Raw genomic sequence first — 12306 nt, forward strand, 5'->3', positions numbered from 1 at the left:
CGCCCTCGCACAGCGAAAAGGCCCAGCAAAGCGAAACGGCCCCGGGCGATCCCGGGGCCGTTTGGCTGTGTGCCCGCGCGGGGCACAGTGGGCGGCTGCAGTCGCGGCGCCCTGTGAGGCTGAAGGTCAGCCGCGCTTGCCGAAGCTCTTGTAGCGGTCCTTGAACTTCTCCACGCGGCCGGCGGAGTCGAGGATGCGCTGCTTGCCCGTGTAGAACGGGTGCGAGGCGGACGAGATCTCGACGTCGATGAGGGGGTACGTGTTGCCGTCTTCCCACTCGATCGTCTTCTCCGCCTTGACGGTGGAGCGGGTGAGGAACTTGGTGCCGGAGGCCAGGTCGTTGAAGACGACCGGCTGGTAATCCGGGTGGATGTCCTTGCGCATGCGTATCCTTTGCTTGAATTCGTCAGGACCCCTGGTGCGGCTCGCGCCGCCGGCCAGTGTCCGAATTTAGGCGGGCCCCGCGATATCGCTCGCCGCGCAGGCGCAGCAAGCCGCATCCCGCGGGCCGACGACCAACTCTACCGCATGTGACGCGTCGATCCCACCGCGCGCCGCGCCGCCGCTAGTGTGGCGTGCATGACGTGGAACTTCCTGCCCGACACAGTGACGCCCCTGCCCGCCGCCGAGCACCCCGAGCTGCTCGCCGCCCCCACCGCGGAGGCCATCACCGCAGCCCAGTCAGCCCAACCGGCCGATGCCGCCATCGATGTCTTCGCCATCGACCCGGACCTCGCCGACACCGCGGCCCTCAACGAGGCGCTCGGCCTGGATCCGCGCTACTCCGCCAACTGCGTGCTCGTGGCCGGCACGCGCGGTGAGGACGAGCGGATCGCCGCCTGCGTCGTCCTCGCGCACACCCGCGCGGACGTGAACAAGCGCGTGCGCAAGCTGCTCGACGTGCGCAAGGCCTCGTTCCTGCCGATGGACCGCGCGGTGGGCGAGTCGGGCATGGAGTACGGCGGCATCACGCCGCTGGGCCTGCCCGCGCACTACCGGGTGCTCGTCGATGCCCGCGTGGCCCAGTCCGATGCGATCATCATCGGCTCGGGCATCCGGGGGTCCAAGATCGTGCTCTCCGGTGCCGCGCTGGCCGCCTTCCCCGCCGCCGAGGTGGTCGAGGACCTGGCAGTCGAGGTCTGAGCCCCGCTCGGGCTCGGGGCCTCAGGCCTTCCAGCCGCCGCCCACCACGTAGTCGATGAGCGGCTCGTAGAGGGTGGGGACCACATCGTCGTCGAGCGGGATCGTCGCCTCGAGCTGGCCCTGTGCCTCGGCGACGAAGAGGCCGGGGTCGTTGCAGTCGGCGTAGCCGATGGTCCGCAGCCCCGCGGAGCCGGCGCGCCCGGCCCAGCCATGGTCGGCGACGACGAGGTCCGGGGCCGGTTCGCCGCGCGCCACGAGCTCGGCGAGCAGGCGCTCCATGGGCTCGGTGAGATGCGTGTGCGGGATGCCGCCGTGCAGCTGCCAGAACCACACCCCGCGGATGCGGCGGAGGTCACCGCCCAGGGCGGGCACCTCGATCGTGCCGTCGGGCTCGACGAGCTGGGCGCCCAGCGAGCGCGCCCAGTCCGCCACCGCCATGTGCACGGGCATGAGGCCCGCGGGGTGCCCGGTGGCGAAGAGGATCCGCCGCCGGCCGCGGCCACCTCCTCGACTGCCGCGCCCAGGGCGCCGAGTCCCTCGATGCAGCGCTGCGTGGAGATCGTGTCGACGCCCTCGGTGAAGTCCCGCTCCGGCCGCAGCCCGCAGCGGTTCACCATGAGGTCGAAGACGGAGTCGAAGTCCCAGTCGCGGGTGAGCTCCACCCCGAAGTCGAACTGCCGCTCCCCGGCGAGGAAGCGCCGGATGTGGTCGAGGTTGTTCTCCCGGGGTGTTGCGACCTCGCCGGTGATGGCGCCGGCTTCGAGGGCGGCGCCCAGGTCCTCGCGTGTGATCGTCATCGTTTCTCCTGTGTGTCGTCCGTCAGTCTTGCTGCAGTGCGTAGCAGGCCACCGCCGTCGCGGCCGCGACATTCAGGGAGTCGACGCCCCCTGCCATGGGGATGAGGACGGTCGAGTCGGCCGCCTCGAGTGTGGAGCGGCGCAGCCCGTCGCCCTCGGTGCCCATGATGAGCGCCACGCGCTCCGGAGCACTGAGCGCGAACTCGCGCAGACTCACCGCGCGATCGTCGAGCGCGAGCGCGGCCGTGTGGAAGCCCGCCGCGCGCAGGGCCGCCAGGCCACCGGGCCACGGGTCGATGCGCGTCCACGGCACCTGGAACACGGTGCCCATCGACACCCGGATGGAGCGCCGGTAGAGCGGATCGGCGCTGCGCGGGGTGATGAGCACGGCGTCGACGCCCAGCCCAGCGGCCGAGCGGAAGATCGCGCCGAGGTTCGTGTGGTCGACGACGTCTTCGACGATGACGACGCGCCGGGCGCCCGCGACCACCGTCTCGACCGTCGGCAGCACCGGGCGGGCCATCGCCGCCAGCGCACCGCGGTGCAGGTGGAAGCCGGTGAGCGACTCGAGCACCTCGGCCGAGCCGATGAAGATGGGAGCCTCCTCCCCCAGCGCCCCCGCTTGCCCCTCCCCCGCCGCCGCAGAGCTTCCGCCCAGCACATCGGCGATGCCGGCGAACCAGCGGGGCGTCATGAGGAACGAGCGCGGGGCGATGCCCGCCGCCAGCGCCCGGCGGATGATCTTCTCCGACTCGGCGATGAACATGCCCTCGGCCGGCTCGCGCACGCGGCGCAGGGCGACGTCGGTGAGCTGGGTGTAGTCGGCCAGGCGGGCATCGGCGGCGTCGTCGACGAAGACGAGCCGCGCGGGGTCGACGCCGTGGGCGGCGGCCTGGGCCCGCACCTCGGCGGCGGCAGGCTCCGGCTTCTTCTGCGTGCTCACGCCCGCCTCAGTCCCATGACCGCCTCAGTCCCATGACCGCCTCAGTCCCATGACCGCCTCAGTCCCATGCCCGGCTCAGTGGATCTGGAGGATGCGCCAGAGCGCGACGAGGCCCAGCACGACGATGATGCAGCGCAGCACGACCGGGTTGAGCCGGCGGCCCACCCGCGCGCCGATGTAGCCGCCGAACAGCGAGCCGATCGCCACGAGCAGCGCGGCCAGCCAGTTGATCTTCTCGAAGCCCACGATGATGTAGCTGGCCGCGGCCACGGCGTTGACGACGAGGACGAGGACGTTCTTGATCCCGTTGATGCGCTGCAGCGGATCCGTGAGCAGCATGCCGAGCAGGCCGATGAGGATGATGCCCTGCGCGGCGGCGAAGTATCCGCCGTAGACGGCGGTGGCGTAGATCGCGAGGAAGACGGCGATCTTGCGGCCCACGGACTCGTGGCCGGGCTCGGCGGCCTCCGCGACCTCCTTGCCGGCGGCGGCCGCGGCGGCCGCGGCGGCCTTGCGCTTCTTCAGGTACGACTGGAGTGCGGGCTGGCCGATCACCATGATGAGCGCCACGACGATGAGCGCCGGCACGATCGCCTCGAACGAGGTCTCCGGCAGGTGGACGAGCAGATAGGCACCGGTCAGCGCACCCAGCACGGAGGCCGGGACCCAGCCCAGCAGGCGCCGGCCCTGCCCGCGGATCTCCTCGCGGTAGCCCAGCGAGGAGGCGATGTTGCCGGGGATGAGGCCGATCGCATTGCTCATCGTGGCGGTCTGGGGCGGCACCCCGAACGCCACGAGGGCGGGGAAGGTGATGAGGGTGCCGGAGCCCACGACCGCGTTGATCGCCCCCGCGCCCACCCCTGCGAGCAGGATGAGGACGATCTGCAGCGTGTCCATCAAGCGGTGGCCTGCGCGTGGTAGCGGCCGTCGCTCTGCGCCAGGGAGATCGGCATGCCGAAGGCCTCGGAGAGGTTCTCCTGCGTGAGGGCCTCCTCGAGCGTGCCCGCGGCCACGGCCCGGCCGCGCTTGATGAGCAGCAGGTGGGTAGTGCCCGCCGGGATCTCCTCGACGTGGTGGGTGACCATAATCGTGGCCGGCGCGTGGCGGTCGCTGAGGATCTCCGTGAGCGCGGCGAGGAGCTCCTCGCGACCGCCCAGGTCCAGGCCGGAGGCCGGCTCGTCGAGGAGCAGCAGCTCCGGGTCGGTCATGAGCGAGCGGGCGATCTGGACGCGCTTCTTCTCGCCCTCGGATAGGGAGCCGAAGCGGCGCTCGGCCAGCTCGTCGACGCCGAAGGCGGAGAGCAGGTCATGGGCGCGCTCGACATCGAGCTCGTCGTACTCCTCTGTCCAGCGCCCGAGCACGCCGTAGGCGGCCGTGACGACGGCATCGGCGACGGTCTCACCCGTGGGGATATGGCGGGCCAGGGAAGCGGAGGCGTAGCCGATGCGCGGGCGCAGCTCGAACACGTCGACGCGGCCCAGCCGCTCGCCGAGGATCTCGACCTCGCCCTGGGTGGGGAAGAGCCGGCCGGCCGCGATCTCGAGGAAGGTCGTCTTGCCCGCGCCGTTGGGGCCCAGCACGGCCCAGTGCTGGCCCTCCTCGATCTTCACCGACAGGCCGTCGAGCAGCCGATTGTCTCCGCGCCGGACGCTCACGCCCTCAAGCTTCAGCACATCGCTCATACATCGAACTCTAACGTATGGGCTACCCTGGCCAGCGTGCCGTCCGCCCTGCCCACGCTGCTCACCTCGCTTGCCCTCGCGGCCCTCGTCGAGCACCGCATCGCCCCTGATCACGCGGTGTCCCTGTTCGCCGATTCCGAGGAGCCGGTGCCGTTCGCGCTGGCCGATCCGGCCCTGGGCGGGCAGCCCCGCGGGTTGCTGCTGTGGGCCGCCGATGCGCGCGCCGCCGGCATCGACGGCTTCCGCTGCCAGCTCGTCCACCCCTCGCTGCCCTATGCGGTGCCGCGGGTGGACCGCGCGCTCGCCCGCCCGATCGCCCGTGCAGGCGCCGTCATCGTCGCCGAGGCGGCGGGCACGGCCCGCGCCGTGCTCGTCCTCGACGACGAGGGCGGCTTCACCGCCGCCGAGTGCGCGCCGGTCCCCTACGCCCCGCTCTTCTCCGCGAGCGCCGCCGAGGCGGTGCGCGAGCTGCGGCAGACCGTCATGGAGGGCCTGGGCACCGTCGAGCGGCTGGGCCGCCGCGCCCCCGAGGCGGTGCGCGGGCTGGCCTGGCGCGATTGGCAGGCGGACATGGGCGGCCCCGGCCTGCGCGATGAGCTCTCCGCGCTGCTGCCGGACCCCGCGCAGGCCATGCCGCTGCACGCTGCACTCGACATCCACGACGCCCTCTCCCCCATCCTCGCGCCGGCCACTCTCGAGCCGCCCGAGTTGGGGCACTTGCTCGCCCGCCTGCACCCGGCGGCCGCCGACGTCGTCGCCACGATCACCCGGGGGGTCTGAGCCGGGTTCGGCCGGGCCAGTCCTGGGCGCGGCGGGCCGCCCGGCTCAGCCGGCGGCGCGCCGCCGCGGCCAGCCGCGGTCAAGCCGTCGCGGCCGCCCGCCGTCAACGGGCGCCGTGCAGGCCGCCCGGCCCGCGCCCGCCCGCACGGCCCGCCTAAGCTGGGCCCATGCAGCGCATCTCCGCCATCGCCCCGAACCCCGCCCCGTACGGCCTGAGCAGCGAGCTCGTCCCCGCCGCCGAGGTGCCCGCGGCCAGCGCGCGCCTGCGCGCGGCCCGCTCGGAGGGAACCGCGGCGGACGCCGCGCAGGAGGCGCCGGAGTCTCCGGCCCCCGACGTCGTCGTCGTGCCCGAAGCGCTCACCGAGCACGGCGTGGGCCTGGCCGTGTGCGATGTGGACTCCACCTTCATCGAGCAGGAGGTCATCGAGCTCATCGCCGACCACGCCGGCGTGCGCGCCCAGGTCGCCGAGATCACCGAGTCCGCCATGCGCGGGGAGCTCGACTTCGAGGCCTCGCTGCGCGCGCGGGTGAGGACGCTGGCGGGCCTGCCCGTCGAGGTGCTGGCCGAGGTCGCGCAGCAGGTGAGCATGACACCCGGGGCACGGGAGTTCGTCCGCGGCGTCCAAGCAGGAGGCGGGCGCGTGGCGCTCGTGTCCGGCGGATTCGACGTCATCGTCGAGGCCATCGCCGCCGACGCCGGTGCCGATGCCGCGCGGGCCAACCGACTGGGCGTGGACGCGGGCCGCCTCACCGGCGAGGTCGTGGGCGCGGTCATCGACCGCGCGGCCAAGGCTGATGCCCTGGCCGAATACGCACAGCGCTGGGGTGTGGACCGCTCGCAGACGATCGCGGTGGGCGATGGCGCCAACGACATCGACATGGTGGAGGCGGCCGGGATGGGCTTCGCCTTCTGCGCGAAGCCCGCGCTCGTCGCGGCCGCCGACGCCGCGATCTCGGTGCGCCGCCTCGACGCGGTGCTGGCCGCGGTCACGGGAGAGCGGCCCTGAGCTCCGCTTCCTCCGCATCGGTGAGCCCCGCCCCGCGTTGAACGTGGCGCACCTGTGCCGCTAGGCCGCCCGCGCGCTCCAACGAGACCAGAACGTCTGCGCCGAAGTGCCCGACCGGCACGGCTGGATCGCGCACCAGCCCATCGCGCCCCCGTCCATCACACGAAGTCCCGGAGCTGCGGGGCCGGGTACTGGCCCGGCTCCACATCCCACGAGTCGAGCTCGAAGACAGCGACGGACGACGGCCGGAAGGACTCGGGTGCCGTGCCGGTGAGCGTTTCGACGGTGGCGGCGACACTGGGCTGATGGCCCACGATGTAGGCCCCGGCGGCGTCGCCCGGGATCGCGGCGATCGCGTCGAGCCAGGCCTGCACCGGGCCGTTGTAGAGCGCGGGATCGGACTCGAGCACCGCCTCGGCGCCGCCCCGCTCGCGCAGGGCGCGCACGAGCGCCTCGCCGGTGGCGCGCGTGCGCGCGGCCGGGGAGGCGACGAGGTGGGTCAGCGGCAGGGGCGCGAGGAAGTCCGCGGCGCGGGCCGCCTCGGCCTCCCCCGCCGCGGTGAGCCGGCGATCGAAATCGGAGCCCGCGCCGTCCTCGGCGTGGGCGTGGCGGGCGATGACGAGCACCGGCATCGGCTCAGGACCCCGTCGAGTGGAGGCCGCCGTCGACGTGGATCATCTCGCCGGTGGTGGCGGGGAACCAGTCGGAGAGCAGCGCGACGATGCCCTTGCCCGCGGGCTCCGTGTCCGTCTGGTCCCAGCCCAGCGGCGCCCGGGTGCCCCACACGTCCTCAAACGCCTCGAAGCCCGGGATGGACTTCGCCGCGGTCGTCTTGAGGGGCCCGGCGGAGATGAGGTTGACGCGCACGCCCTCGGGGCCCATGTACTTGGCCAGGTAGCGCGAGGCGGACTCGAGGGCGGCCTTGGCCACGCCCATCCAGTCGTAGGCGGGCCAGGCGACGCGGGCGTCGAACGTGAGGCCGACGATCGAGGCCCCGGAGTTGAGCGCGGGCTGCGCGGCCACGGAGATCGCCTTGAGCGAGTACGCGGAGACCTGCAGGGCGTTGGCCACGGACTCCCACGGCGTGTCGAGGAACACGCCGCCCAGGGCGTCCTTCGGCGCGAACGCGATCGCGTGGACGATGCCGTCGATGTTGCCCTCCAGGCGCTCGGGCAGGGCGGCGAGGTCGTCCTCGTTCGTCGCATCGAGCTCGATGACCCGGGCGGGCTGGGGCAGGCGCTCGGCGATGACGGAGGTGATCTTCATCTGCCGGCCGAACGAGGAGAGGATGACCTCCGCGCCCTGCTCCTGGGCGAGCCGGGCGGCGGCGAATGCGATCGACGCCTCCGTGAGCACGCCGGTGACGAGGATCCGCTTGCCTTCGAGAATTCCCACTGAACTGCCTTCCTGTTCGGTTGCTGGTGCTGTGCCCCGCGCGGGGCGACGTCTGCGCGCCCGGCCGGCATGCCTGCCCGCCGGCCGATGGGGGGCGCGGGCCTCAGTGTCCCATGCCCAGGCCGCCGTCCACGGGGATGACGGCCCCGGAGATGTAGGCGGCCTCGTCGGAGGCGACCCAGCGGACGACCTTCGCCACCTCGGACGGCTCAGCGAAGCGCTTGGCGGGGATGGCGGAGAGGTACTCCTGCTGCTGCTTCTCCGGCAGCTCCTCGGTCATGTCCGTGCGCACGAATCCGGGCGCCACGACGTTCGCGGTGATGCCGCGCGCGCCCACCTCGCGGGTGATCGAGCGCGCCAGGCCCACGAGGCCGGCCTTCGCGGCGGAGTAGTTGGCCTGGCCGGCAACCCCGTAGAGCCCGGAGACGGAGGAGATGAGGACGATCCGGCCGTACCTGTGCCGGATGAGGTTCGTGATCCCCCGCTTGACCGTGCGGAAAACGCCGGTGAGATTCGTGTCGACGACGGCGGAGAACTCGTCCTCCCCCATGCGCATGAGCAGGTTGTCGCGGGTGATGCCGGCGTTGGCGACGATGACCGCCACGTCGCCCAGCTCCTCCTCGACCCGGGTGTACGCGGCGTCGAGCGAGGCGGCGTCGGTAACGTCGGCCGCGACGGCCAGCGCGCCCTCCGGGGCGTCCCCGTTGCGGGAGGTGACGGCGACGCGGTCGCCGGCGGCGATGAATTCCTCTGCGATGGTGCGGCCGATCCCCCGGTTTCCACCGGTGACCAGCACGACGCGCGGTTCGGGCACGGGGCGCTCCTTGCGTGGGGTGTGCGTGGGCGGCGGGTCGGCCCGCCGCACCCAACCTATCCCACCGCCGCCCGGGCGGCCGCGCACCCGTGGCGGGCCCACAATCGGAGAGTATGCTTTTGTAGACCATGCCGAAGAGCCCCGGAAGCACCCAGGTCACCGATGCGGAGGACTCGCACGAGGCGGATATCCGCTCGCGCACCTCGCGTTATCTGCTGTCGATGTCGATCCGCATCGTCTGCTTCTTCCTGGCCTTCGTGTGCACCGGTCCGCTGCGGTGGGTCTTCGCCGCGGGCGCGATCGTCCTGCCGTGGATCGCCGTGCTCATCGCCAATGCGCGCTCCAACCGCTTCGACCGCGAGCGCCGCGTGCCGGCCCCCACCCGGGTGGACCAGCCGCTGCCGGCCAGGCCCGCGCGGGCCGATTCCGAGCCCGAGGTGGTGGTGGGCGAGGTCATCGAGCCCGGCCGTCAGCTGCCCCGGGGCACGGAGGACGGCCGTGGCTGAGCTCCTCTGCTCCGCACGCGACTGCGCGCGAGAGGCCGCGTACGCGGTGCTGTGGAACAATCCGAAGATCCATGCGCCCGAGCGGCGCAAGGTGTGGCTGGCGTGCGAGGAGCACCGCGCCTACCTGGGCCAGTACCTGCAGGTGCGCGGCATGCTCAGCGCGATCGTAGACGTCGAGGAGATCCCGGAAGGAGCCGGCTGATGGCCCGCGGCGACTACAGCTTCATCCTCTCGTCCCGCTGGCTGCGCTACATCGCGCTCGCCGTCCTCGCGGCCTGCGCGTGCGGGCTGCTGGCCAACTGGCAGAACCACCGCCGCGAGGAGCGCGACGCCCAGATCGCCACGATCGAGGCCCACTACGAGGGCAGCCCCGTGCCGCTGAACCTGGCCCTGGCGACCAGGGACGATACGCTGCGGGCGGACCAGGAGTGGACCAAGGTCACCGCGCACGGGCGCTACGACACCGCGCACACGGTGCTCGCCCGCAACCGCAGCCTGGGCGGCCAGGTGGGCTTCTACGTCGTCGTGCCCTTCGACCTCGAGCGCGGCGGGCAGATCGCGGTGGTGCGCGGCTGGGTGCCGGTGCCCAGCGACAGCCCGCAGCCGGAGCTCGACTCGCTGCCGCAGCCGCCCCAGGGCCAGACGACGGTCACGATGTGGCTGCGCCCGGCCCAGGACGGGGCGAAGGACGACAATCCGCCCGGGTCGATCAAGGCGATCGACCCGGCGCGCATCCCCGGCATGGACGAGCCCTACGCTCACGTCTACGGCGAGATGGCCGCGGAGGAGCCGGCCGGGCAGGACGGCCTGCAGCCGCTGCCCAAGCCGAACACGGACCCGGGCTCGCACCTGTCGTACACGATGCAGTGGATCGCGTTCGGCATCATGATCCTCATCGCCGTGCTCATCGGCGCCCGGCGCGAGCGCAGCGCCCGCGCCGAGGACCGCGCCCGGGCCGATGCCCGCGAATCCGCGGAGGCCGACGAGGGCTTCGTGCTCGTGGACAAGGACGCGCTGGCCAGCGGCGCCCGACTGGGCGACGAGTCGCGCTACGGGGGCGGGGCGGAGACCGCCTACCGTCCGCGGCGCGGCATCAAGCGGCCCCACTGGGAGGACGAGGAGGACGAGGGCCTCGACGACCAGGGCGTCTGAGCCCGGGGCATCCAAGCCCGCGGCACTGGGCCCGCGCCGCTCAGGCCAGGGTCACGAGGTCGAGGTACCCGTCGTTCCACAGGTCTTCGTCCGCATCCGGCAGCAGGAGCACGCGGTCCGGATCGAGGGCGCTCACCGCGCCCTCGTCGTGGGTGACGAGCACGATCGCGCCCTCATAGCGCCGGATGGCGGAGAGGATCTCCTCCCGGCTGGCGGGGTCGAGGTTGTTCGTCGGCTCGTCGAGCAGCAGCACGTTCGCACTCGAGACGACGAGGGTGGCCAGCGCCAGGCGCGTCTTCTCGCCGCCGGAGAGGACGCCCGCCGGCTTGTGCACATCGTCGCCGGAGAACAGGAACGAGCCCAGCACGGTCCGCACCCCGGTGTCATCGAGGTCCGGGGCCGCCGAGCGCATGTTCTCCAGCACCGTGCGGTCCGTGTCGAGGGTCTCGTGCTCCTGGGCGTAGTAGCCGAGCTTGAGGCCGTGGCCGGGCACGACGGCCCCGGAATCGGGCGCCTCGATCCCCGCGAGCAGCTTGAGCAGCGTTGTCTTGCCCGCGCCGTTGAAGCCGAGCACGACGACGCGGGTGCCGCGGTCGATCGCGAGGTCCACGCCGGTGAACACCTCGGTCGACCCGTAGGACTTCGACAGCCCGTCCGCCGTGAGCGGAACGCGACCGCAGGCCGCGGGCGCGGGGAAGCGCAGGTGGGCGACCTTGTCCGCGGCGCGCTCCGCCTCGAGGCCGGAGAGCATTCGCTCGGCCCGCTTGGCCATGTTCTGGGCGGCCACCGTCTTCGTCGCCTTCGCCCGCATCTTGTCCGCCTGCGCGTTGAGCGCCGCGGCCTTCTTCTCCACGTTCGTGCGCTCGCGGCGGCGGCGGCGCTCGTCCGCCTCGCGCTGCTTGAGGTACTGCCGGTAGCCCATCGCGTAGATGTCGATGACCTGGCGGTTGCCGTCGAGGAAGAAGACCTTGTTCACGACCTCCTCGATGAGATCGAGGTCGTGGGAGATGATGATGAGCCCGCCGGAGTAGACCTTGAGGTAGTCGCGCAGCCACAGCACGGACTCCGCGTCCAGGTGGTTGGTGGGCTCGTCGAGGATCATGATGTCCGGGCCCTCGAAGAGGATGCGCGCGAGCTCCACGCGGCGGCGCTGGCCGCCGGAGAGCGTCTGGATCTCCTGCTCGAGCAGGTCCGCGCCCAGGCCCAGGTTCGCCGCGATCGTGAGCGCCTCCGATTCGGCCGCGTAACCGCCCGCCGCCACGAACTCGGCCTCGACGCGCGGGTACTTCTCGATCGCCTTGACCATCGTCTTCTCGTCGGGGCTGGACATCTGCTCCTCCGTGCGGCGCATGCGCCGGGCGAGCACGTCGAGGCTGCGGGCGGAGAGGATGCGCTCCTTGCCGGTGGCCTTCGGATCGCCGGAGCGGGGATCCTGCGGCAGGTAGCCGGTGCTGCCGGAGCGGGTGACGGTGCCGCCCTCCGGGGCGAATTCGTCCATGAGGACCTTCGTCAGCGTCGTCTTGCCGGCCCCGTTGCGCCCCACGAGGCCCACGCGGTCACCGGTGTCGACGCGGAAGGACACCCCGCTCATGAGGGTGCGGGAGCCGACGACGACCTCCAGGTCGTGTGCTGCGATCATGGCGTTCGGTTCTCCGGTTCCATCGGGTGCGTGCGTTCCTGGGGCTGTGTGTGGGACGGTGCTGTACGGGGTGGCGCTGTGCCGGACGATGCTCGGGCCGTGCGGATCGCCGCCGGGGTGGCGCGGGACGCGCTCACTGCGGGCTGTCCGCGGCGGCCGCGCCGCCGTAGCGCTGGGCGAGGCCGAGCATGATGAGCTCGGCGAGCTCCTCCTGGGGGCGCCTGCCCGCCGCCTTCGCCCGGCGCACGATCTGCGCGGCGACATCCCCGGGCAGGCTGCAGGCCACGGTGGTCACGGCACCGGCGCCACTCGGGGCGCCGCTGGCGCCCGCCGCGCCTTTGACTCCCGGTGCCCCGGTGGGCTCGGCGGCGGCCGCGGGAGCCGGGCGCCCCTCCCCCTTCTCCGCGCCCGAGGCGCGGGTCGGGGCGGCGCCGGAGCGCGCCTCGCG

14 protein-coding genes and 2 pseudogenes are annotated in these 12306 nt (G+C 72.7%); 6 read left to right on the forward strand and 10 right to left on the reverse strand.

The features are described 5' to 3' along the window. Nucleotides 1-126: 126 nt before the first annotated feature. Entirely contained in the window at nt 127-384 is a 258-nt protein-coding gene (locus GSY69_RS02950) for a type B 50S ribosomal protein L31 (protein WP_160952398.1), read from the reverse strand. Between the two features lie 195 nt (nt 385-579). Here GSY69_RS02950 and GSY69_RS02955 point away from each other — a divergent pair, with 195 nt between their 5' ends. Beyond that, entirely contained in the window at nt 580-1143 is a 564-nt protein-coding gene (locus tag GSY69_RS02955) for a YbaK/EbsC family protein (RefSeq protein WP_160952399.1), read from the forward strand. Between the two features lie 21 nt (nt 1144-1164). On the opposite strand, the pseudogene GSY69_RS15330 reads toward GSY69_RS02955, so the two are convergent. The 4 genes and pseudogenes from GSY69_RS15330 to GSY69_RS02975 form a co-directional block, all read right to left on the reverse strand. Then, nucleotides 1165-2012 (reverse strand): annotated as a pseudogene (locus GSY69_RS15330) (phosphatase). Beyond that, nucleotides 1963-2844: a TrmH family RNA methyltransferase gene (locus tag GSY69_RS02965; protein ID WP_407925000.1), complete on the reverse strand. Its 882-nt coding sequence runs from the start codon at nt 2842-2844 to the stop codon at nt 1963-1965. The pseudogene GSY69_RS15330 and the gene GSY69_RS02965 overlap by 50 nt, the downstream one beginning before the upstream one ends. 114 nt (nt 2845-2958) lie before the next feature. After that, nucleotides 2959-3780, reverse strand: coding sequence for a sulfite exporter TauE/SafE family protein (locus GSY69_RS02970; RefSeq protein WP_160952401.1), 822 nt, complete (start codon nt 3778-3780; stop codon nt 2959-2961). Next, the gene (locus tag GSY69_RS02975; protein ID WP_160952402.1) at nt 3780-4565 is read right to left on the reverse strand and encodes an ABC transporter ATP-binding protein; all 786 of its coding nucleotides are present in this window, start codon (nt 4563-4565) and stop codon (nt 3780-3782) included. Before GSY69_RS02975 ends, GSY69_RS02970 begins: the two co-directional genes overlap by 1 nt. A gap of 36 nt (nt 4566-4601) precedes the next feature. Here GSY69_RS02975 and GSY69_RS02980 point away from each other — a divergent pair, with 36 nt between their 5' ends. Then, on the forward strand, nt 4602-5345 hold the full coding sequence (locus GSY69_RS02980; protein WP_160952403.1) for a hypothetical protein: 744 nt from the start codon (nt 4602-4604) through the stop codon (nt 5343-5345). Between the two features lie 167 nt (nt 5346-5512). After that, nucleotides 5513-6352 (forward strand): phosphoserine phosphatase SerB, encoded by an 840-nt coding sequence (gene serB, locus GSY69_RS02985; RefSeq protein ID WP_160952404.1) that lies wholly within the window; start codon nt 5513-5515, stop codon nt 6350-6352. A 158-nt stretch (nt 6353-6510) separates the two neighbouring features. Here the strand turns inward: serB and GSY69_RS02990 are convergent, their stop codons facing one another. The 3 genes from GSY69_RS02990 to fabG all read right to left on the reverse strand — a co-directional run bounded on the left by GSY69_RS02990 (nt 6511) and on the right by fabG (nt 8561). Further along, complete coding sequence (locus GSY69_RS02990; RefSeq protein ID WP_160952405.1) at nt 6511-6984, reverse strand: SixA phosphatase family protein; 474 nt, start codon at nt 6982-6984, stop codon at nt 6511-6513. Nucleotides 6985-6988: 4 nt separating this feature from the next. Next, entirely contained in the window at nt 6989-7747 is a 759-nt protein-coding gene (gene fabI, locus GSY69_RS02995) for an enoyl-ACP reductase FabI (protein WP_160952406.1), read from the reverse strand. A gap of 103 nt (nt 7748-7850) precedes the next feature. Then, on the reverse strand, nt 7851-8561 hold the full coding sequence (gene fabG, locus GSY69_RS03000) for a 3-oxoacyl-ACP reductase FabG (RefSeq protein ID WP_160952407.1): 711 nt from the start codon (nt 8559-8561) through the stop codon (nt 7851-7853). Between the two features lie 128 nt (nt 8562-8689). Here fabG and GSY69_RS03005 point away from each other — a divergent pair, with 128 nt between their 5' ends. From GSY69_RS03005 to GSY69_RS03015, 3 genes are read left to right on the forward strand one after another with little or no spacing between them, the layout of a single operon-like run. Next, nucleotides 8690-9067: a DUF3099 domain-containing protein gene (locus GSY69_RS03005; RefSeq protein ID WP_160952408.1), complete on the forward strand. Its 378-nt coding sequence runs from the start codon at nt 8690-8692 to the stop codon at nt 9065-9067. Next, nucleotides 9060-9269, forward strand: coding sequence for a hypothetical protein (locus GSY69_RS03010; protein ID WP_160952409.1), 210 nt, complete (start codon nt 9060-9062; stop codon nt 9267-9269). The genes GSY69_RS03005 and GSY69_RS03010 overlap by 8 nt, the downstream gene beginning before the upstream one ends. Continuing rightward, nucleotides 9269-10219, forward strand: a complete 951-nt coding sequence (locus GSY69_RS03015; protein WP_160952410.1) for an SURF1 family cytochrome oxidase biogenesis protein — start codon at nt 9269-9271, stop codon at nt 10217-10219. Before GSY69_RS03010 ends, GSY69_RS03015 begins: the two co-directional genes overlap by 1 nt. A gap of 40 nt (nt 10220-10259) precedes the next feature. Here the strand turns inward: GSY69_RS03015 and GSY69_RS03020 are convergent, their stop codons facing one another. Together GSY69_RS03020 and GSY69_RS03025 are read right to left on the reverse strand one after the other, a co-directional pair. Then, nucleotides 10260-11858 (reverse strand): ABC-F family ATP-binding cassette domain-containing protein, encoded by a 1599-nt coding sequence (locus GSY69_RS03020; RefSeq protein WP_160952411.1) that lies wholly within the window; start codon nt 11856-11858, stop codon nt 10260-10262. 133 nt (nt 11859-11991) lie between these two features. Further along, nucleotides 11992-12306 (reverse strand): annotated as a pseudogene (locus GSY69_RS03025) (hypothetical protein); the annotation flags it as partial.

The organism is Brevibacterium rongguiense (assembly GCF_009857845.1).
In the GTDB taxonomy this organism is placed as follows: domain Bacteria; phylum Actinomycetota; class Actinomycetes; order Actinomycetales; family Brevibacteriaceae; genus Brevibacterium; species Brevibacterium rongguiense.

Excerpts from the sequence above, each read along its gene's own strand:
- GSY69_RS02990 (WP_160952405.1), bottom strand. The coding sequence starts at position 6,984 with ATGCCGGTGCTCGTCATCGCCCGCCACGCCCACGCCGAGGACGGCGCG.
- GSY69_RS03005 (WP_160952408.1), top strand. The coding sequence starts at position 8,690 with ATGCCGAAGAGCCCCGGAAGCACCCAGGTCACCGATGCGGAGGACTCG.
- GSY69_RS03020 (WP_160952411.1), bottom strand. The coding sequence starts at position 11,858 with ATGATCGCAGCACACGACCTGGAGGTCGTCGTCGGCTCCCGCACCCTC.
- GSY69_RS02970 (WP_160952401.1), bottom strand. The coding sequence starts at position 3,780 with ATGGACACGCTGCAGATCGTCCTCATCCTGCTCGCAGGGGTGGGCGCG.
- GSY69_RS02955 (WP_160952399.1), top strand. The coding sequence starts at position 580 with ATGACGTGGAACTTCCTGCCCGACACAGTGACGCCCCTGCCCGCCGCC.
- GSY69_RS02950 (WP_160952398.1), bottom strand. The coding sequence starts at position 384 with ATGCGCAAGGACATCCACCCGGATTACCAGCCGGTCGTCTTCAACGAC.
- GSY69_RS03015 (WP_160952410.1), top strand. The coding sequence starts at position 9,269 with ATGGCCCGCGGCGACTACAGCTTCATCCTCTCGTCCCGCTGGCTGCGC.
- GSY69_RS02975 (WP_160952402.1), bottom strand. The coding sequence starts at position 4,565 with ATGAGCGATGTGCTGAAGCTTGAGGGCGTGAGCGTCCGGCGCGGAGAC.
- serB (WP_160952404.1), top strand. The coding sequence starts at position 5,513 with ATGCAGCGCATCTCCGCCATCGCCCCGAACCCCGCCCCGTACGGCCTG.